The 19,855-nt window shown below is 35.2% G+C and carries 19 protein-coding genes; 4 read left to right on the top strand and 15 right to left on the bottom strand.

The genetic code is table 11. From position 1 onward, the window contains the following. Window positions 1–15 precede the first annotated feature (15 nt). The 3 genes from MKX57_RS11240 to MKX57_RS11230 all read right to left on the bottom strand — a co-directional run bounded on the left by MKX57_RS11240 (window position 16) and on the right by MKX57_RS11230 (window position 3,292). The gene (locus MKX57_RS11240) at window positions 16–579 is read right to left on the bottom strand and encodes a recombinase family protein (RefSeq protein WP_342551076.1); all 564 of its coding nucleotides are present in this window, start codon (window positions 577–579) and stop codon (window positions 16–18) included. A 150-nt stretch (window positions 580–729) separates the two neighbouring features. After that, window positions 730–2,496, bottom strand: a complete 1,767-nt coding sequence (locus MKX57_RS11235; RefSeq protein WP_342551075.1) for a DNA/RNA helicase domain-containing protein — start codon at window positions 2,494–2,496, stop codon at window positions 730–732. A 37-nt stretch (window positions 2,497–2,533) separates the two neighbouring features. Continuing rightward, complete coding sequence (locus MKX57_RS11230) at window positions 2,534–3,292, bottom strand: DUF3427 domain-containing protein (RefSeq protein WP_342551074.1); 759 nt, start codon at window positions 3,290–3,292, stop codon at window positions 2,534–2,536. A gap of 362 nt (window positions 3,293–3,654) precedes the next feature. On the opposite strand from MKX57_RS11230, the gene MKX57_RS11225 reads away from it, so the two are divergent. Beyond that, a complete protein-coding gene (locus MKX57_RS11225) occupies window positions 3,655–4,461 on the top strand; it encodes a hypothetical protein (RefSeq protein WP_342551073.1) in 807 nt (268 codons plus the stop codon). Window positions 4,462–4,740: 279 nt separating this feature from the next. Here the strand turns inward: MKX57_RS11225 and MKX57_RS11220 are convergent, their stop codons facing one another. The 4 genes from MKX57_RS11220 to MKX57_RS11205 all read right to left on the bottom strand — a co-directional run bounded on the left by MKX57_RS11220 (window position 4,741) and on the right by MKX57_RS11205 (window position 8,239). After that, the gene (locus MKX57_RS11220) at window positions 4,741–6,207 is read right to left on the bottom strand and encodes a DEAD/DEAH box helicase family protein (RefSeq protein WP_342551072.1); all 1,467 of its coding nucleotides are present in this window, start codon (window positions 6,205–6,207) and stop codon (window positions 4,741–4,743) included. A 130-nt stretch (window positions 6,208–6,337) separates the two neighbouring features. Then, entirely contained in the window at window positions 6,338–7,396 is a 1,059-nt protein-coding gene (locus MKX57_RS11215) for a hypothetical protein (RefSeq protein WP_342551071.1), read from the bottom strand. Between the two features lie 105 nt (window positions 7,397–7,501). Further along, window positions 7,502–7,837 carry a hypothetical protein gene (locus MKX57_RS11210; RefSeq protein ID WP_342551070.1) on the bottom strand — a complete coding sequence of 112 codons (336 nt, stop codon included), beginning with the start codon at window positions 7,835–7,837 and terminating at the stop codon, window positions 7,502–7,504. An 84-nt stretch (window positions 7,838–7,921) separates the two neighbouring features. Beyond that, the gene (locus MKX57_RS11205; RefSeq protein ID WP_342551069.1) at window positions 7,922–8,239 is read right to left on the bottom strand and encodes a hypothetical protein; all 318 of its coding nucleotides are present in this window, start codon (window positions 8,237–8,239) and stop codon (window positions 7,922–7,924) included. 742 nt (window positions 8,240–8,981) lie between these two features. Here MKX57_RS11205 and MKX57_RS11200 point away from each other — a divergent pair. Continuing rightward, window positions 8,982–10,148 (top strand): tyrosine-type recombinase/integrase, encoded by a 1,167-nt coding sequence (locus MKX57_RS11200; RefSeq protein WP_342551068.1) that lies wholly within the window; start codon window positions 8,982–8,984, stop codon window positions 10,146–10,148. Between the two features lie 64 nt (window positions 10,149–10,212). On the opposite strand, the gene deoD is transcribed toward MKX57_RS11200, so the two are convergent. Both deoD and MKX57_RS11190 read right to left on the bottom strand, forming a co-directional pair. Next, complete coding sequence (deoD, locus tag MKX57_RS11195) at window positions 10,213–10,920, bottom strand: purine-nucleoside phosphorylase (RefSeq protein WP_008174795.1); 708 nt, start codon at window positions 10,918–10,920, stop codon at window positions 10,213–10,215. A gap of 112 nt (window positions 10,921–11,032) precedes the next feature. After that, complete coding sequence (locus tag MKX57_RS11190; protein ID WP_036224643.1) at window positions 11,033–11,251, bottom strand: YozE family protein; 219 nt, start codon at window positions 11,249–11,251, stop codon at window positions 11,033–11,035. 245 nt (window positions 11,252–11,496) lie between these two features. Here MKX57_RS11190 and MKX57_RS11185 point away from each other — a divergent pair, with 245 nt between their 5' ends. Further along, entirely contained in the window at window positions 11,497–13,338 is a 1,842-nt protein-coding gene (locus tag MKX57_RS11185; RefSeq protein ID WP_090001594.1) for a methyl-accepting chemotaxis protein, read from the top strand. Between the two features lie 618 nt (window positions 13,339–13,956). Here MKX57_RS11185 and msrB read toward each other — a convergent pair. The 6 genes from msrB to MKX57_RS11155 all read right to left on the bottom strand — a co-directional run bounded on the left by msrB (window position 13,957) and on the right by MKX57_RS11155 (window position 18,925). Further along, window positions 13,957–14,385, bottom strand: a complete 429-nt coding sequence (msrB, locus tag MKX57_RS11180; RefSeq protein ID WP_008174799.1) for a peptide-methionine (R)-S-oxide reductase MsrB — start codon at window positions 14,383–14,385, stop codon at window positions 13,957–13,959. Then, on the bottom strand, window positions 14,378–14,911 hold the full coding sequence (gene msrA, locus MKX57_RS11175) for a peptide-methionine (S)-S-oxide reductase MsrA (RefSeq protein WP_008174800.1): 534 nt from the start codon (window positions 14,909–14,911) through the stop codon (window positions 14,378–14,380). The genes msrB and msrA overlap by 8 nt, the downstream gene beginning before the upstream one ends. Before the next feature lie 12 nt (window positions 14,912–14,923). Continuing rightward, the gene (locus MKX57_RS11170) at window positions 14,924–15,505 is read right to left on the bottom strand and encodes a YpmS family protein (RefSeq protein WP_008174801.1); all 582 of its coding nucleotides are present in this window, start codon (window positions 15,503–15,505) and stop codon (window positions 14,924–14,926) included. A 4-nt stretch (window positions 15,506–15,509) separates the two neighbouring features. Beyond that, on the bottom strand, window positions 15,510–16,454 hold the full coding sequence (locus MKX57_RS11165; protein WP_008174802.1) for a GDSL-type esterase/lipase family protein: 945 nt from the start codon (window positions 16,452–16,454) through the stop codon (window positions 15,510–15,512). 196 nt (window positions 16,455–16,650) lie between these two features. Then, a protein-coding gene (locus tag MKX57_RS11160; protein ID WP_085961709.1) for an IS3 family transposase occupies window positions 16,651–18,008 on the bottom strand; the annotation gives its coding sequence in 2 pieces (ribosomal slippage) (window positions 16,651–17,555 and window positions 17,555–18,008; 1,359 coding nt in all). A 74-nt stretch (window positions 18,009–18,082) separates the two neighbouring features. Then, window positions 18,083–18,925 carry a DegV family protein gene (locus tag MKX57_RS11155; protein WP_342551067.1) on the bottom strand — a complete coding sequence of 281 codons (843 nt, stop codon included), beginning with the start codon at window positions 18,923–18,925 and terminating at the stop codon, window positions 18,083–18,085. 274 nt (window positions 18,926–19,199) lie between these two features. Here MKX57_RS11155 and MKX57_RS11150 point away from each other — a divergent pair, with 274 nt between their 5' ends. Then, window positions 19,200–19,835 carry a hemolysin III family protein gene (locus tag MKX57_RS11150; RefSeq protein ID WP_008174804.1) on the top strand — a complete coding sequence of 212 codons (636 nt, stop codon included), beginning with the start codon at window positions 19,200–19,202 and terminating at the stop codon, window positions 19,833–19,835. Window positions 19,836–19,855: the final 20 nt, after the last annotated feature.

Below are 19,855 nucleotides of genomic sequence, written 5' to 3'. Positions count from 1 at the left end.
ATAAAAATCCACGTTTTAATCTTTTAAAATTTTATACACAGTAGCTCTACCAATCCCATACTCCTTAGCTATATCAGATGCACTCTCACCTGATTCAAATAATGCTCTCACACGTTTCTTAGTTTTTTCATCGATAGCTGGTCGTCCACCAATACGTCCTCGCTTCTTAGCTGCTTCTAATCCAGCTTTAGTTCTCTGCTGTATAATATCTCTTTCAAATTCAGCAAACACAGCTAGCATACCGAACATTGCTTTACCAGTTGGAGTGGTTGTATCAAATGCATCATTTATTGAAACAAACTCAACACCCTTTTCATTTAGATCTCCTGTTAATTTAAATAACTCTTTTGTGCTTCTAGCTAAACGGTCTAATTTATACACAACAAATAAATCTCCATTAGTTGCAGCTTTTATCGCATGTTCAAGTTCTTGCCTTTCAACTTTACGGCTAGAAATCTTTTCTACATACAAAATAAGCTCCAGTCCTTTTTCATCTGCATATTTTTGGATCGCTTGCTCCTGCATATCTAAATTTTGATCTTCCGTACTAACACGACAATATCCTATTACTCGTCCCATTTTTGACACCACTTTCTACAAACTTATACGTTTTATATACATTTCATAATAGACGAGTTTATAGACAAATGCAATAAAAAAACAGAGCATAAACGTTAATTTATGCTCCGTCTTCAAAATGTCTATTAAACGATGGTTTTAGATAATCGTTTAAACTAGAGTTTTATTCTCTGTTAATTCTTTAAAATATTTTTTTACCTTTGGATTTTCAATATAAACAAAAGTTCCATGAATCCCTCTTGTTAATAAAATATAATAGACCTTTTTAATATATTCAGTTAGTCTACTTCCATCATCTGTCCCTTGAATTGGAATACCATTAGTATCATGATAATATTTAGGATTTCCAACCAAATTTATTTTACCATCAACATCTTCAACGTCTAAATCGTTTCCAATAATAACAGCAGCATAGTCTAAATCCATACCTTGTGCTATATGAATACATCCTACTTCAGTAAATTCTAACCCTTTTTCTGTTGTATATTTCAACCAGTTTTTCTTACCAAGTTTATCATTCGGTGTATTCCATCTTAAATCCACACCATATTCACTAGCTTTCCATTCATATTTAGTTAAATCATCTTTAGAAATCCATTTTTTATAAAATCCACTTAAAATTCTCGCATTAGTATAACTTGCATTAATTTTAGCCTTTACTTCATCGACAAGTTCGTCTAATGAATCTACAATTTTAAACTTGTAACCATTATTAAAGATTTCTTCGTCAAAGTTACTTTCTTCTAGCTGAAGTATGTTTCTAATCCCCTTAGTGTAATTACTAGCTGCAACCTTTGAAGACGATTTAATTCGGTATTGAGTTTCTAATTCAATCTTCTCGTAACCCGTAGACTCATTTACTCGTTCCTTAAATTTCTTAATATCAATATCGCTATCTCTAATTAACTGAAATTCATCATACATTAAAATTAAAGATTTTTTATAACCTTCAATAATATCAAGCTCCGTAAAATCCAAATTATTTCTGTCTAACGTATAAGTGCTTGGTAAATAATTATGTCGTCCTTGAGGCTGTTTTAATCTGTGAGCCTCATCAACAATTAACAATGAATAATCATCGATTGAAAAATCTCTTCTTTCAAGTCCATTTTTAAAAGTTGCTAATGATCCAACAAAAGGTTTACTAGATTTTGAAACAAGTTTAAATAAATCAGTATAAATCTTAGCCATTGACGTTTGATTTACTATTATAGCTACTTTTTTCTCTAACCGTATTAATTCGAAAATAGCAGTAGCTGTTATAAATGTTTTTCCTGTACCCGGCTCTCCTTGAATCAAAAGCTTTGCACTATTGTCATCAGAAAAAACAGCCTCAACTATTTTTTCAATAGCTGTAATTTGTATATTGTCTAAGATTTTCCCGAAAGGCGAATAATACTTAATTGGATTTTTAATTACATCCTCTAATTCACTTTTCACAAACTTCTTTTCTTTAAGAAAAGTCCACAATTCCGGAAATAATTCCTCCTCAATTTCATATGATAATTCTTCTGCATGAACTTGATTTAATCTGCTATTAACTAACTCTTTATCTTTAATTACTAAATACTCAGTGTCCATAAATTTCAATAATTTTGTTTCTAAAATATCTCCATTACCTTTAAGATGTTTACTAATTATTATCAAGACTCTATCAAATTTATTATGAGTAATATTCCCTGATACCGTTGCAGGTTCATTAATGTGTTCCATAAACCTACTATTATGTGTATTTGTAAGGTATCTATTCGATTCACCGACATAAAATTTCTTCAAATCTGAAGTATATTGAATATAAACACAAGTTTTGTTAGCTACTTCTTCAATATAATCTTCATCAATATTACGATTTTGTATATCTTCTACCGATAAATCATAAGCAGAAAACATATCTTTTACATATCTTTTATTTTTCAATTTAAGATTCCCCTTTTCTATAAATCATTGTCATACTTTATGATAAGCTATTTTTTATTCTTCTTAATTCCTCAATTGTGTATGCTGGCTTTCTCTTATGAATCATCGCATGACAGTTCGGACAAACAGGCTTTAAATCTTCAATAGGATCAACCTCATACTCTTGAGCTATCATACTAATTTCGACTTCATGATGAACATGAATATAACCCTCTCCTATATTTCCATATGTATCTTTAAAATTCATTCCACAAACTTGGCAATTATGACCATAATATTCAACACATGCTTCTCTTGCACGACTATTTCTTTCATATCTAGTTATAGTACCTTCTCTTTTCGCACCCTCTAAAAATCTTTTTCTTTCAGCGGCTCTATAACTAAAAGGCACGTTGCTCATATTCTCAACAAATCCCCAAACAATATGTGCAGGTATTGTATCTTCGTAATCTCTAACATATCCTAATCCTTTAAACACAAAGTTAGGGTTCTTGCTATCCTCTCTAGTGAAAATAAAAACCTCATGTTCACCATCCATCATGTCTTTTATTGATGGTGTATTTAGCGTGTGTTTATTTTTACTAAACCAATATAATTCATTGTTTGTTAAAATATTCGGATAATCATGACCTGTTCTACCAGCAGTGCTTATAGTAGCAAATATAAAATAACATCCTGCAAACCTAGTATAACCAGTTGCCCAATCCCCTCCGATTGCTTCTGGATCGGAATGTCCTACATTTCTTTTCACTTCTTTTCTAGTATACATTTCACCAATATTGAAAGGATATTTCACTGAAACCAACCCCCTTAAATAAATATCTTCTCACAGTATATAATACCTATTATTTACCATTAAGACAAAAATTTTATCGTCTCGTGAAAATATAACAAGACCACATGAATGATGCTCATGTGGTCAAATTTGGTTTCCCTATATAATAATACTCACAACAATTTATTTGTAGAAATTGGATTCTTATATTAGAATGTTTAAAGTATGAAAGGTTTATTAAGGGGGAATTTGAGATATGTATGATGCTTACTATGACAACATAAACAATAAATATTCATATTATTTTTATTGTTCAATCAAACAATATGATACACATGTTTATTTTGATTTATATGAATACATAGTAGAAAAAAATTCATTTAATGATTATAACACTAAAAATGGTTGAAAAAAGATTAATATTAAATGATATTATTTTAACTCAAGAGCATTTCTTGGGGTTGATTTCCAAAAATATGTTCCTTAACGATAGAACAATTGTTAAAGATAAAGATTTACGATGGTTTATTGGTAATATAAAAAAAATACAATTTCCTTCTAAATATTACATAGGATCACTCACTAAAAAAGAAATTTCACGTAAGTGTAAAGCATATGATTATATCTTAAATGTTAGATCTATAGATAATGAATATGTTTTATTTGATTTTTCAATACTAAATAAAGGTTATTATATGCAAAATGTAAAATTATCTAAATCGTTATTTGAGAAGCTAGCCCACAAGATTCGAGCTATTGTTAACTATGCAACCGATTTTTCTGAACTATATCACTCTATACAAAATTTAAACTTTAAAATTAGAAAACCTTTATTTTCAAGACATTATAATGATATTAATAACTGTTTTCACATTATTAATACTTCTCCTACTTCACTTACATACTCAAATATTTTTAAAATTCTATCGCCTACGGTAGAGGGCTTATTGAGAGACTATTTTGACATAAAACAAGTCAATTTAGAAAAAAAGCGTGATTTAGGACAAATTATCAATGAAATTAATACAAATAATTACTTTTCAAAAGATGAAATTGAATTAATCAGTTTAATTCACCAACCACTTAGAAATTATGCAAATCATGGACATGTTTCGGAAAATCTTGCAAGATTGTCTGTTTTTATGATATTTGAAATATATGAAATGTTATATCACAATATGTATGAATAATTATTTCTCTTCTATTATTATTTGTAACAAATTAAGAATTAATATGATTTATCCATAAAGTATAGTACAATTTGCAATCTACAATTTTATCCTAACTCGTGGAATTATATTCTTGGGGACGCTGCGTGTTTTGAAGTGTTTTTATCTCCCGCTTCGCTCCCGATAAAAAGCAATTCAAAAAAAACGCTTTTCGTCCGTCCCCAAACCCCTCAACGAGTTTTATGCTTGGTCAATTTTGGTGTCCGTATATAATAATACTCACAACATTTTTAACCAATATCACTTTGACATTTGAATGATTCTCCATGCTGTTTTATATCGTTTTCCATCCTTTTTAGCCTCATGTGGAAAAATTCGAAATGATGCTTCCTTAGTAGTTAGCAACTCATTTATTTTCCTAAAGCTAGTTATAATCCGACCATTTACTTTCAGATTTAATTTTTCAGCAAATGCCCGTTTCTCCTCTTTGCTATAAAAAATTAATCCCTCAGTAAACCCTGCCTCTAATGCTGTAAGAGTATTCGGATCTAAATAAGCATCCATTGATACGCTCCCTTCTTTTCCAAATAGCTCAACTATAAATTGACGATACCCGCCAGCTATTTCTTGAATATCCTCAAGTCGTTTATATTTATACTTATAACTATCAAAGAGAAGTTGGTTTACACCTATTTTATAAAGCCCGTTGGGGAGTGGTTCGTAGTAAACTAGCTGATAAGGATCAGGTTCACGATAAAACTCTCGATCGTATTCTTCTTGGGAATGTTCCTCAAAAAACTTTGCGTGTTTCATACGATTTGTTAAGTTCCCTTTGTCATAACCTAACCGCCCATTCGAACGATTTTTCACAACCAAATGCACGTAATCAGATTCTGCATCTCGTATTCGCTTTCTCCCTACACACTGAACCAACACATCGGGATCAGCTATATCTACTATTATAAAGTGTAAATCATCATCAATGATATTTACTCCTGCATCAAGTGTTTGAGTAGTGAATAAAAATAGGTCATTAAAACGTTGATTCTTTAAAAGTTGTTCACGCTTTTCCTCATCGACATACTTATAATTTCTATGACTTTTACCGCAAATGAACATACTATGTTCTTCAAAGTGCTTGAAAAGCTCATAGCAATCATTAGCAGATTCTATAAAGATTAGAGCCTTTTCTCCTTTTGCTACTCTCTTTTTTAATCCATCAATGATAAGCTGATCATCATCAAATAACTCTAAGGTTTTAATATAATCATAGTTAGCTGACAGAATATATTCTTTTGGATTAATTGATTTGCTATTATTCAAATATGCTTTAATAAACTCATTTGTAGCACTCATAAGCACTACAACCCGTTCATCTGCTCCTTCAATAATTTCATTGAGTGATAAGTCGGTGAATTTATTAAAAGAAGAATCATTTCCAAAATAATGATATTCATCACAGATGATATATTCGTACATCCATAGATCTAGCTGATTTTGACGAATAATAGCCTTCTCAAAACCTTGATATGTACTTAATTCAATCACATCATCTTTTCCTTCTGCAGCGATTTCAGCTTCAAATTGTTCTAGCGTATTGGTTCGATGAAGAAAGAACAAAATTCGTTTGCCTTTACTTTTTGCATGGTCATAAAGTTCATTCTTTATAAAATGACTTTTTCCTTTCCCTGTACCTGCAGAAATGGTGATAATGTCTCCTCTTTGCCATTCTAAGTATTCTTGTTGAATACAATCTGTTACATTCATCTTACTTTCCTCCAAAATAAAGAAGAGCTATTTCTAGCTCCCCTGATTAATAGTAGCTTAATTAAACATGCTAGACAATCTACTGCACTAATTACTGCACACACTTCTTAATACAGAAAATTCAATCTTCTCAAACTACATTAGTGCTTTTAGTTTTCACTAAGATACAGTATTCTTCAAATACATAATCATATCTATTCAAATCTTTAAGGATATTTTCAATGCGAATCATATCGGTAGTTATATTAAAGAACAGCTCATAATCAATTCTGCTTCCTTCTGTGAACAAATCAACTAGTTCATCTTTGATTAGCTTCAAAACAGCTTTCTTTTGGTTTTGATACTGCTCTTTTAGGCTTATTGCAATCTTATTCCAAACTTCATCAGCATTGACACCTTTAAACTTCGCTACTTTTTGATTGTACAGTTCATCTTGTTTAAGAAGTTGGTCATATACTTGTAACTCTTTCTGTTCGAGTTTTATTTGTTGTTCAAGTGCTTTCTTCTCAGTTACATCGGAAGTTTTTTCTAATGATCTCGTTAGATTTTTAATAAAATCTTGTGTACTTTCTTTATGTTTTTCAAAAGAAGGTTCAACACTAGAAGGAATGATTTTGATTTGTATGCGTTTATTTAGGTTCATAAAATACCGCTCACTTAAACCAACTTCTAATTCTTCTTTGGAAAGTTTGTATGCTTTTCTTAACGCATCCTTAGAAGTAAACTCCTGAGGATAAATATAACCCTCAAAGTATTCAAGTGTTACATACTTCACATTATGAACAGCTTTATGATCCTTTTTTAATATAGCCACTACGCTATCAGCACTATAATTCTCACCCATACGATGAATATCAACATTTTCTTCTCCATAAGTTCTAATCAGATACTTAGAACGAGTAAAGAAATGATTGAAATTTCCAACTAGGTAGGCATAAGCAGTTTTAAAAGGTGTGCCATACACATACATTTCTTCTGTATACGTCTCATCTTCCTTACCTTTCGTTCTGTTGTACTCACCAATTGTTCGCTTTGCAAGAACAGTTGCGTATTTAAGGTCCGATTTCTGTATAACTCCCATTAAATTAAGCCTCACAGCAATGTGACGTGATCTACGATCAAATGGATTTTTACTTACATCTACAAAGTTAAATAAGTCCTTATCCATGTGTTTTAACTGAAATTTCATATTCATTCTCCTCTAATTCTATAAGTTTATTTTGAAGTAAAATAGAGATTTTACTTTCCATTTCATATAAATTGAATTTGTAATAATCCCTATAAATCAAGGGAATTATGTTGCTACTTCAAATAGCTGATTGAAATAATCTTGTCCGTCCATATCAGCAGCTTTGTCATTAGCATCTTCAAAAAACATTTTTAGAATTTCTTCATCAGATGCATCCATAACCATAACTGCTTCTCTCATTAGTTCATCAGTTAAATCAAGATTACGCCGCTCATCCCAATTATTAAAAATTGACTCTTTGTAACGTTCAACTAATTGAACACGATATTTTTCAACGATTTCCTGACACATTGGTGTATTTGGAATCATTAAAAACTCCTTTTGATTGCTTTCATTCACAACAACTAACTCTTTTACATTTACTTCATTAACATTTTTCATGTAATTCCTCATTTCTACAAACTTTACTTATTGGAAAAGTAGGTTTTATTATAATAAGACTCTTATTTTTTACCACTACTATACTTAGTGATAAGAATTAAATTTACGTTTTGATAATACTAGATCAAATGCAGCTTTTGCATAGCTCATCTCTTCTTCATCTAAACGTTCTTTAGCACATTCAATTAAATCTACTAATAAAGTTTCATTAGATGCTCGTTCGAAATAATTACATTCACCCATTAATTTAGTAATTCTTTCATCAAAAAATTCTTCTCTAGTGTCTGTCAGTAGCAACCTATTGATCTTATTTTCAATATCAACAATTGCATAAGCTTGAAACTTCCGAATTATTTGATCTATGAATGAGTCTTTTGGAATTGAATAAAATTCTTGTGTCATTTTTTCCCCCCCTATCCAAATTAGCACTTTTATTAATTCATTTGCCGAACTCTTTTACTTTAGCCTCATAGAAATATTACTCTACAACAGCTGTCTACTAATCCATTCTTTGAAAGCTATTTGCACAACTTACCAACATAAGTTACCACTTTTTTCTGTATTGATTCAATAGGTGATAGATGGTATTATTAATAGATTGACACCTAATTTACTCCCCCCTACTAAGAGTAGCAATATAATATGCAACTTAGAAAAAGGATGTATTACCGAGCATTTTATGTCAGATATTTTAAATTAATTTTCTCTTAAACCTCCCTCCATTTCTTCGACATTTAGGTACAGATACCAAATTACGGAACTTAAAACACTATTCCCAAGAATTTTTAATATTTTTATTTCGTCTGCAACATTGTTATGCAAGTTTTTTGCATATGCCCTTTTAATAGCGTGAGCATTGATATGTACACCAAGCATATTTATGATTGATAATTGATTTTGCCCTCCCCACCATGAAGCTAGAATTGAGGACAACAGCTCGGTGAAAAAGTGCCTGCCTACATCTTAAATACAAACTAGATCTAAGACATAGGCAGTTATTAAAACCTATAGATCCCCCCAAAATCCTTTGCAACTTCTTCAAAATCTAAATACCAAATCCTTCAATAGTTCAGCTATAATTGAAATTGAAAGTTTGTTACATCTATACAAGAAGAATTGCTATGCCCGCTAAGGAGCAATCAACATGGCAAGTTACTCAGTTTTACCACCAAATAAAAAAGGTCAACCACGAATTAAGCTATTTGTGGAATATGGCTATGACAGCAACGGCAAGCGACTTAGAAAGATGAAAACAGTCACTCTAGATAAATTGACCGAGAGCAACATATTTAACGCTATAGCTCAATTTGAGAAGTCTCTTGGTATGGAAACACAAAGCTTTGAAAAATCTACTAAGATAACTTTCCAAACTTTTTCAGAAGAGTTTATGACTAACTATGTCGGTATTGAGCTGAAAGTGAAATCCCGCAACGCTTATGAAAACTATCTAAAACAAGGACTTGTAGATTTCTTTGGGCTAAACCTAATTAAAAGAATCACTTCTGCTCAGATTAACGTTTTCTTTAAAGAACAAAAGAAAGCGAAAGCAGGTTCACTAATAGAAAAGTTTATTTTACTTAATACCATGTTCAACAAAGCAATTGAATGGGGCTATTTAGAGGTCAATCCTTGTGCTAAAGCTACCAAACCTAAGCGTCAAAAGTCTAAGCGAATTAATTACTATACAGAAGCTCAAATTCAACACCTATTGCCCGTACTACCTAAACTTCATATCAAGCACAAACTTCAAATTAGGGTTGCTCTCTTTTGTGGCTTGCGTATGACAGAAATTGCTGCACTACAATTTGAATCACTAGACTTCAAAAATCGGACTATACTTGTTAATCACACCCTTCAGTACGATAAAGTTACAGAACGATTCTTCCTAGATACTACAAAGACAGGAGAAGAGCGAATTGTTCATGTACCTCAAGGTTTAATGAGCGAGCTGCACGATTACATTGAGCAAAAGAAAAAGAAGCTTCAAAAACTTGGCGACAAGTTCAATCCACTTCTAGATAAAAAGGATAAGCCTATTTATTTCATTTTCTCGAAAGATAACGGATACCCTAACCATCCTGACCGTATGAGTAAACAATGGAGCGATATTGTAAGACGACATGACCTTCCTGCTATTACGTTTCATGGTTTAAGGCACTCGTATGCGTCTTATATGGTGTCTAAAGGTGTGAACATTAAAGTCATTCAAGAACAGCTTGGTCATGCTAACATTCGTGAGACATTAAACACCTATTCACACATTGATAGAGAGCAAAAAGAAAAGGCGAGTGACCTTTTCGATAACCTGTGAAAAATCACTTTGGTCTCTTTTGGTCTCTCGCCAATATTTGGTAACTCACAAACCCTTGCTACGCTTAGTCTTGAATAGCAGCCTCAAGTGCAACAACCATCATGTCGTTGAAAGTCGTTTGACGTTCTTCTGATGTTGTTACTTCGCCAGTTAAAATGTGGTCACTTACTGTTAGAACAGAAAGTGCTTTACGCCCGAATTTAGCTGCTAATGTGTACAGAGCTGCTGATTCCATTTCTACAGCTAGTACACCGTATTGTGCTAATTTTTCATTTTGATGCTCATCTGAGTAGAATAAATCTGCTGTGAAGATATTCCCCACTTGTAAGTTAAGTCCAGCATCTTTTCCTGCGTTATACGCTTTTAATAATAGGTCAAAGTCTGCGATTGGTGCGAAGTCGATAGCACCGCCCCAAATGATTTGGTTCATACGTGTATCAGATGTTGCTGCTTGCGCTAAAATCACGTCACGCACTTTCACATCTTTTTGAATTGCACCACAAGTACCTACACGGATTAATTTTTGAACATCATATTCTTGCATTAATTCTGTCGCATAGATTGAAATAGATGGCACACCCATACCAGTTCCTTGTACTGAAATACGTTTGCCTTTATACGTACCTGTATAACCAAACATATTACGTACCTCATTGTAGCAAGTTACATCTTCTAAAAATGTTTCCGCGATGTATTTTGCACGAAGTGGATCTCCTGGAAGTAAAATTGTGTCAGCGATTTCACCTTTTTTTGCATTAATATGAACACTCATACTGCAATCCCTCTTTTCTGTCAGTTATCACTATAAATAATACTGTGTTTCTGTCATTTACGCAATGCTAGACGTCTAGCAACTTAAAAATTATTTATAGTTTTCGTACAATTTATGCCTGTCCCTCATATAACTCCCACAAATGATCAAAAGCTTCAATCGTTAAATTTTCTGTAGCATAGGATTCAATGTAGTTGGATAACTCATTAAAGTCTGCACTTTGCTTTGGAAAATTATGCTCATGAAACATTTCCTCCGCAAACCGTACCTTGGCATCTGACCAGTCGCCGCCTCGAAATGTAAGGACATATAAATAAAAACTTTTTTTCATCACACAATTTCCCCTTTTTTGCATTTACTTTTCGATAGTGTAGCAGAAAAAAAGGTATTCGTCATAATTCCCACTACTAAGATATATTTCCTATTCTCGATTTTAGAACTATTTTCTTGGTCATCCTGACTTTTGTCACAGTTATATCTATCAGAAAAATTTTAATTTTTAGAAAAAATAATAGAAAAATCTAGTAAAATAAGATAAAATTGAAATCGATTACTAAAAAATAGGAAGGTGATGCGATGAAAAAGACTAAAAAAACTCATGATGCAGCAAAAAAACGCCCGACTCTCTTCACTTTTAGCTTTTTTAAAGGAAAGAAAGCTTCTATACAAGAGGAAACCGGGATCAATCCCCCTCCTATGAAAGAAAAACGACAACGTTTTTACCATTTAATTCGGGGCAAAGTGCTTATTATGTTCGCACTTCTTATTGTAATTAACGGTGTTATGGGTATATTGTCTTATGTCAATATACAGAAGCTTCAGCAGGAGATGGAAGATTTCACTAAGAAAAATGTCCTAGAGCAATTAACAGTTAACCAACTTGCCTATGAGATAGCAAGGTTGACGAATTTGGAACAAAGTTACTTAATAACAGGGAATGGCATTTATTCTACCTCCTATCATTTAAAAATTGATACCATTAATAAAAAATTAGCAGCATTAAATGAACAATTTCAGGATCGGCAAGTTGAGCTTGGTCATATGCAGGCCATCGACCAATATTATAAAAATTACCTGGATTATTCAAAAAAAGTAATGACTATGCGTGATGAACTTGGTCTCGAACAGGCTCGTAAGCTCATGATGGGGGCTACTGGAGAAACAATGAAAACGCATATTGATAATAATATTGAATCCATAAATATGGTGATGGATGAGTCGAATAAAGCAAAGTTAGACAAGCTTAATCAGCAAGTCAATCTTTCAATCACTACATTTTTTATTGTATCCATTATCGGCTTTTTAGCGATCGTCATTTTTGGTTTCATGCTCTTTAAATCTTTGAAGCGTAATACACAAGCGATTAATGATTCCATCCTTGATATTGCTCAGGCAGGCGGCGATTTAACAAGACGTGTGAAAGTGCGAAATCGCGATGAATTTTCCACTATTGCCGCTTCTACAAATACATTGATTGAGTCGATTTCCAATTTAATTCGACGTGTAAGCGAACTGGCTGATCATGTATCAAGTAGTAGTCAGGAGCTCATGTCGTTAGCAGATGAAAATGCTCGTACCATTCAAGATATTGCGGATGCAACAGCCGATATTGCAAGCGATAGTGATAATACCATTTCTAGTATGAATAGTGCGCAACAAAAAATGAGCGACCTAGAGCACTCTATGCATCAATTAAACGAACAAGCGAGTGCCGTACATCGTGCCTCTATAGCCATGCAGCAAGCAGCCGATGAAGGAAGCCTTTCTGTGGAGCAATCTTCGCTGGTTATGCAATCAATCGAAGAAACAATGGCTTCCACAACATCAACGGTCGAGGCGTTAGGTCGAAAATCTGCCGACATTACATCGATCATTGGTACCATTACAGCTATTTCCGAGCAAACAAATCTATTAGCTTTAAATGCAGCAATTGAAGCAGCTCGAGCTGGCGAGCATGGTCGGGGCTTTGCCGTGGTAGCGGATGAAGTTCGTAAACTAGCAGAACAATCCCAAAGTGCCGCCAAGGAAGTAACTGCGATAGTGACATCTATTCAGAATGAAGTCACATCGATCATTGCCCAAAACCATGAAGGGGTCACTACTGTCATTCGTGGCGTTGAAGTGACCAATGAAACTAATCAATCCTTGGCCAACATTTTATCGCATACAGAAGAAACTACAACGATTATAGCAGCCATGGTGGATAAAATTGCATCGACACTGGACTTTAGCAACGCAGTAGCAAGCGACTTCATTCACGTCAATGCCTATGCCGAGCAGTCCGCAGCTAACACTGTAACATCCGCCGCCGCTGCCACCCAGGGCTCCGCTTCCATGCAGGAAATCAATGCGGCTGCCACAGAGCTTGCCCAACAAGCAGACAGCCTCCGTAATCTAGTAGGCGCATTTAAAGTTTAAGTTTTATTGCGAATTTCTGAGGAGGATCCTTTCGTTGGAGGATCCCTCTTTTTTTGGCTGGAGGGGGTTCAATTGGGGAGATATGGATTAGCCATAGTCAGGTCGGCTATCCGTCTCTTTGAATTGTCTCCTGCTATGTAGTGTTTTATCCATTCCTCTGAGCGGGCTATCCACCACTTTTCACTTTCTATCCGTCACTTTGAGAGTTTTATCCGTCACTTTGCTATTTTGCACCTTTATATTGGAGAATCCTCTCACTTGATGCGACTTCCCTTCGATTTTAGCATTCTATCCATCGCTCTGAGCGGGCTATCCACCAATTTTCACTTTCTATCCGTCACTTTGAGAGCTTTATCCGTCACTTTGCTATTTTGCACCTTTATATTGGGGAATCCCCTCACTTAATGCGGCTTTCCTTCAACTTTAGAGTCCTATCCATCGCTCTTAGCGGGCTATCCTTCACTTTTCGATGGCTATCCACCACTTTGAGAATTCTATCCGTCTCTTCGCATATTCTATCCACCGCTTTGCTATTGCTTGCCATTCATCTGAACTCTCCCTCCCTCTACACCCACCAAAACAAAAAAATCCTAGCAAGATCGCTCTTGCTAGGATTTTTTATTTGAATAATGATAGGAATTGGCCGTAGCCTTCTTTTTCTAGATCTTCTTTTGCTATGAAGCGAAGGGATGCTGAGTTAATGCAGTAGCGTAGGCCTCCTAGTTCGCTTGGGCCGTCTGGGAAGACATGTCCTAAATGGGAGTCTGCTTCTTTACTGCGTACTTCTACTCGGCGCATACCGTGGGTTGTGTCGAAGTGCTCGGTTACTTCTTCTTTTTGGATGGGCTTCGTAAATGCTGGCCATCCACAGCCTGAGTTGTATTTGTCCAATGAGCTGAATAGTGGTTTTCCAGAGACGATATCTACATAGATGCCCTCTTCAAAATGCTCATCGAACTCATTGCGAAACGGTGGTTCTGTGCCATTTTCCTGTGTCACGTAATATTGCATGTCTGTAAGTTCTTTTAAACGTTGTTCTTTATTCATGTTTATTCCCCCAGTGATGCTCTTGATACGCTCGGCGACCGCTTCCAACCGAATAGCGTTCGTAGTGCATTGGATTTTTCTTATAATAATATTGGTGATAGTCCTCAGCCGGGTAAAATGTGCTAGCAGGTAAGATTTTCACCATGATCGGTTTATCAAACTTTCCAGAAGCTTCTAGATCAGCCTTTGAACGCTCTGCTAGTTGACGTTGTTCTTCATTATGATAGTAAATGGCTGTTGTGTAGGATTCGCCGCGATCATAAAACTGTCCACCTGCATCTGTCGGGTCTATTAAGGTCCAATAGATAGACAGTAGTTGCTCATAGCTATAAAGATCATCATCGTATACGATTTGCACGGCTTCGGCATGTCCAGTAGTTTCTGAGCACACTTGCTCATAGGTTGGATTGACAACATGTCCACCTGTATAGCCAGATAGCACCGATTCAATGCCAGGTGTTTCGTCAAATGGCTTGACCATACACCAAAAACAGCCTCCTGCAAATGTTGCATATTGCTTTGCCATTCATTTCACTCCTTATTCACCAGGAACAATAATTTCTAATAAAATTTTGTCATTTGGTAAGTCCAATTCTTTAGCACGGACGCGTGATCCGGATGCTATGTTAATGCGAGATAAATCAATATAGATTTCTGCTTTATTTGGGTTCACGGTAATCCATGAAGGGAATTCCACCGAATCCCGCATAATTTTCATCGTCGTCTCCGGCGGAATATTTAATAGCCCGACATTCATCCCCGTTTGCTTTAAAATAATATTGCCCTTGTCATCTACAATGGGTTCAAAATTCATGGAAATCGGAATTTCCGTGTAAAACACCGTGAGCGTGCTTCGTAATTGAATATCATCGCCGATTGTAAAATCAAGTGGTAAAGGCGAGCCTTTTGCTGCATCCTTTAAATATTTTTTGGAAATCGATTCTAATTCCTTTGTTGTGGTTTGCACCACGAGTACATTTCCTTTGCTTTCACTTTCACCTGCTGAACGCTTGGCAACATCGACTCCATCTACTGGTCTAGTTGCTAAAAAAACGACGAGGAGGATTGCAAAAAGCACTGTGCCTGCTAAGGCGAAAAACGCGACTTTCCATTTATTCATTTTGTCACTCCTCGAAGCCTATTGCCTTGTTAATCTTTTCTTCCATACCACACTGCTCCATTGCCGCTAGTATACGTTCTGTCATTTTTTCATATCCCTTTGCATTGGGGTGGAAAAAATCTGTATGATAGACGAGCTCTTCATTTGAATCAAATAAATCCTCCACCGATACATAGCAAGCATTGGAATCTTCACTCGCTACTTCCTCAATCACATTATTCCATTCTGTGATAATTGTATCGAATTCATTCGCCTCATTGGTCACAATCGAAAACGGATTATAGAAACCAATGAGTAGGATGGGCACTGTCGGATTTTTTGCACGAATGCCTTCAACGATTTTGCTATAGCGCTGCTTATACGTCCGCAATTCTTTATCGAATGCGTCACGCTTTAAATTAAACAAATCCTGTTTAACAACTTTCATGACATCATTGCCACCCATTGTTAAAGAAATGAGCTGCGCTTGTTGCAACTCTTCATCATAATGCCCTTTTTTCACTAATTTTAGTAGCTGATCACTACGTCTACCACGTTTGCCACGATTATCAACATCTACCTCGGAAATCGAGGGCCACGTAAGCAATGAATCTGCTAATCTTCCTACATAACCGTCTTGACTATACTCATCACCGACACCATCTGTTAATGAATCTCCTAGTGCCAGATAATGCAGTTGCTTTGCATTTTCTTCATCAATTTGCGATAAATCCTCTGCTGATGGCTCAAAAAAATGTTCAAAAATTTGCGTCAACATATTCTTGGAGGTTTTTTCCTCTTCTACTGTTTGTTGCTCATCCTGCGTCATATCTTGCTCCGTTTCTGCTTGCTCACCGTCAGGCTCTGCTTGCGGATTCGGCTCATCGATTGATATTGCACAACCACTAAGTACTAAGACGGCCAAACATGACAACATAAATCGCCGAATGTCCATTTGACCACCTTCCATCCCTTTCTGTACCTTCTATTATAGAATAGTTCATACCCTAATGAAAAGTGACTTACTCTCTGTTCTCCATAATTTTGTGTTGTTGCCAAAATTCCTCTTTTCCAAATAGCGAACAAGTATCCAGCTAAAAGGGCCAAAACGAAAAAAGCCACTACATTTACTTATGATCTGACCCAAAAAAGTTAGACATATTTAGTTAAGCAACTGCTAAGACCTGAGTTCGGTACTCCACCGGGCTTAGGTCTTTTAATTTTTCTTTCATTCGTTTGTGATTGTAGTAGTGAATATAGTCATTGAGCTCCTGTTCAAAATGTGCCATAGATTCAAATTCTTGTAGATACAGGAGTTCAGATTTTAATAAGCCAAAGAAATTTTCGATGACTGCGTTGTCCAAACAATTACCCTTACGGGACATACTCTGCGTAATACCATGTTGCTTTAATGTTTGTTGATACTTTTTCATTTGATAATGCCAACCTTGATCTGAATGAAGAATAACTTGATCACTTGATTCAAGGCGCTCCAATGCTTGTTCTAACATATTATGGACTAGTTTATACACTGGACGCTTCATAACCGAGTATGCAATGATTTCGCCATTACATAGATCAAGGACGGGTGATAAATAGCGTTTCTCACCAAATAGATGGAACTCTGTCACGTCTGTTACCCATTTCTCGTTCATTTTTTCCGCTGTAAAATCGCGTTGTAATATGTTTGGGGCAATTTTTCCGACGTTACCTTTATACGAACGATATTTCTTCATGCGGACTTCACACTTTATGCCAATGGCATTCATCAAGCAGTTAATCGTTTTCGGATCATGATGAATACCAAATTTTTTTAGTTCTTTGGTGATCCGACGATAACCATAACGTCCCTTATGTTCATGATAAATGGACTGAATTGCGACTTTCACATCAGCGTATTTATCATGACGATTCAAACGCTTTTCCCAGTAATAATACGTACTACGTGGAATATCAGCGACTTTGATTAATTCCACTACTTCATAGATTTCCTTTAGTTCATAAATTACTTGCGCTTTGATTTGATTGGTAATTTTTCTTGCATTTGAACTAAAGTATTCAACTTTTTTAAGTACGCATTCTCCATTTCTAATTGTTTGATTCGTGCTTCTAACGCCTCAACAGATCCTTCAGCTGGTGTTGATTTCGTTGTTCTTTTTGTCTCTTTTTTCATAGATAGATGCCCCTTTTTCTTAGAAACAAGAGCATCATAACCACCAACTTCAAACTTCAACTTCCAATTCCGAATCATGCCAGGAGATGAAATATTGAATAGTGCAGCTGTGTCTCTCGAAGATGTACCTGTCTCGTTCATATAATTAAGTACATTCATTTTATAGTCAGCTGAATAGTTTGTATAGGACTTTAAGAAAGTCTCTACGCCATTTTTTTGATAACGGCGAACCCATTCACTGACAATCTGAGCTGTAACACCGATATCATTCGCAATTTCGATCAAAGTTTCATTTCCATTTAAATATCGTTGAACTGCTTGAATACGTTGTTCAACACTTACTTTTGTCATAAAAAAACCCCCGTAAAAGTTAGATTAATGTCTAACTTTTACGGGGCAGTTCATTATGTAGTAGCTCCTCACTATTATTCTGCAAAATAAATAAATCCGATGGCACCCGGTCCAGTATGTGTCGAAATAATTGGAGATGTAAAGGCAATCTCAACGTCATTAAAGCCAGTACCTTCGATTAACTCTTTTAATGGATTCCCCATTGTGATGAGGCCATCTGCATGAGAAATACCGACAGCTTTGACTGTTTTCCCAGCCGTATCAGCTTGGAATTGTTTAAATAAGTAATTCACTACCTGTTTATGGCTACGCACCTTGGAAACGGGATTGTAAACGCCACCCTCTAAATTAGCAATAACTTTGATGTTCAGCAATGAACCGATAAAGCCTGTACCTTTACCAATTCTACCGCCCTTAATTAGATTTTCAAGCGTATCCACAATTACATATAAATGTGTGTTTGCACGTACTTTATCCAGACGAGCTACGATTTCCTCAACTGTTGCTCCAGCATCGCGCATTTTAATAGCCTCACGTAGCTGAATAGCTAAACCGATTGCAATAAAGCGTGAATCAATCACCGTCACATCAGCGTCTGTCATTTGAACCGCTTGTCGTGCTGACTCTACCGTGCCACTCATACCACCTGTCATATGGATGGAGAGAATTTGATCGCCATCCTTGCCTAGCTCATCATATAATTCCTTAAATTTACCTGGTGCAGGCTGTGAACTTTTCGGCAAATTTTTAGCATTTTTCATCAAGCCTAAAAAGGGTTGTGGCTCTAAATCCACACCATCTATATATGTTTCACCATCAATTTGAATTGTTAATGGCACGATATGTATGCCATGCTGTGCTACTTCTTCTTTTGTTAAATCACAAGTTGAGTCCGTTACTATATGAATTCGTCCCACTTCGACACATCCTTTTACTTCATTAAAATTTATTATATAGACTAATGAATCATTATGTAAACATGACATTTGTCATTAGGCAAAGCCTTGATTTTTTGAAAATGTAAACGCTACCTTTGATACTATAGCGTTTCCTTTATCTCTTGTCTATCAAAGCCCCTAAAAGAATATGACAGCCTTATGACATTTTTGATATGAAATATATGACAAATGTAAATGTTCATGTATAAATTATTGGGGTATAGTAAATACATGAACGAAAGGAGTGTTGTAAATGATTGATTCATTTGACTATAAATCTTGGAAGGAAGAACTGTGGAATGCCATTACACACGGTATTGGTTTTATTGCAAGTATTCCGGCTCTAGTTGTTTTACTGCTTACAGCTGTGCAAACAGGTAATGCTCTACATATTACTACTTTTAGTATTTTTGGCGTCTCTGTCATCATCCTGTTTTTAATGTCCACATTGCTACACAGTATGCCAGAAAAATATAAACACTTTTTCGCTATTTTGGACCATTCGTCCATTTATATTTTAATTGCCGGTACGTATACGCCGTTTTTATTAATTGCGGTGGGTGGCACCCTAGCCATTACTTTATTATGTATTATTTGGTCACTCGCAATATTAGGTGTTCTTTTTAAATGTTTCTTCATTAACCGCTTTGAAGTGCTATCCTTAATTTTTTATATTGGCATGGGCTGGCTCATCATTTTTGCTATTAAGCCTGTTTATTTATACTTAGGATTTTATGGCTTTGCTTTACTACTTGCAGGTGGACTGTTCTATACAATTGGAGCCATCTTTTATGCTTGGCGCTCTCTACCTTATAACCATGCAATCTGGCATCTTTTTGTGCTAGCTGGCTGTGCTTCCATGTACGCTTGTGTGTACTTCTATTTATAAAAAAAGTCGCTCCCTTCATA

It is taken from the genome of Lysinibacillus sp. FSL M8-0216 (genome assembly GCF_038595555.1).
Classification (GTDB): domain Bacteria; phylum Bacillota; class Bacilli; order Bacillales_A; family Planococcaceae; genus Lysinibacillus; species Lysinibacillus fusiformis.
The sequence above is the reverse complement of the archived record's forward strand: the minus strand, read 5'-3'. Positions and strand labels throughout refer to the sequence as shown.

Excerpts from the sequence above, each read along its gene's own strand:
- MKX57_RS11240 (WP_342551076.1), bottom strand. The coding sequence starts at position 579 with ATGGGACGAGTAATAGGATATTGTCGTGTTAGTACGGAAGATCAAAAT.
- MKX57_RS11225 (WP_342551073.1), top strand. The coding sequence starts at position 3,655 with ATGATTATAACACTAAAAATGGTTGAAAAAAGATTAATATTAAATGAT.
- MKX57_RS11220 (WP_342551072.1), bottom strand. The coding sequence starts at position 6,207 with ATGAATGTAACAGATTGTATTCAACAAGAATACTTAGAATGGCAAAGA.
- MKX57_RS11215 (WP_342551071.1), bottom strand. The coding sequence starts at position 7,396 with ATGAAATTTCAGTTAAAACACATGGATAAGGACTTATTTAACTTTGTA.
- MKX57_RS11210 (WP_342551070.1), bottom strand. The coding sequence starts at position 7,837 with ATGAAAAATGTTAATGAAGTAAATGTAAAAGAGTTAGTTGTTGTGAAT.
- MKX57_RS11205 (WP_342551069.1), bottom strand. The coding sequence starts at position 8,239 with ATGACACAAGAATTTTATTCAATTCCAAAAGACTCATTCATAGATCAA.
- MKX57_RS11200 (WP_342551068.1), top strand. The coding sequence starts at position 8,982 with ATGGCAAGTTACTCAGTTTTACCACCAAATAAAAAAGGTCAACCACGA.
- deoD (WP_008174795.1), bottom strand. The coding sequence starts at position 10,920 with ATGAGTGTTCATATTAATGCAAAAAAAGGTGAAATCGCTGACACAATT.
- MKX57_RS11190 (WP_036224643.1), bottom strand. The coding sequence starts at position 11,251 with ATGAAAAAAAGTTTTTATTTATATGTCCTTACATTTCGAGGCGGCGAC.
- MKX57_RS11185 (WP_090001594.1), top strand. The coding sequence starts at position 11,497 with ATGAAAAAGACTAAAAAAACTCATGATGCAGCAAAAAAACGCCCGACT.
- msrB (WP_008174799.1), bottom strand. The coding sequence starts at position 14,385 with ATGAATAAAGAACAACGTTTAAAAGAACTTACAGACATGCAATATTAC.
- msrA (WP_008174800.1), bottom strand. The coding sequence starts at position 14,911 with ATGGCAAAGCAATATGCAACATTTGCAGGAGGCTGTTTTTGGTGTATG.
- MKX57_RS11170 (WP_008174801.1), bottom strand. The coding sequence starts at position 15,505 with ATGAATAAATGGAAAGTCGCGTTTTTCGCCTTAGCAGGCACAGTGCTT.
- MKX57_RS11165 (WP_008174802.1), bottom strand. The coding sequence starts at position 16,454 with ATGGAAGGTGGTCAAATGGACATTCGGCGATTTATGTTGTCATGTTTG.
- MKX57_RS11150 (WP_008174804.1), top strand. The coding sequence starts at position 19,200 with ATGATTGATTCATTTGACTATAAATCTTGGAAGGAAGAACTGTGGAAT.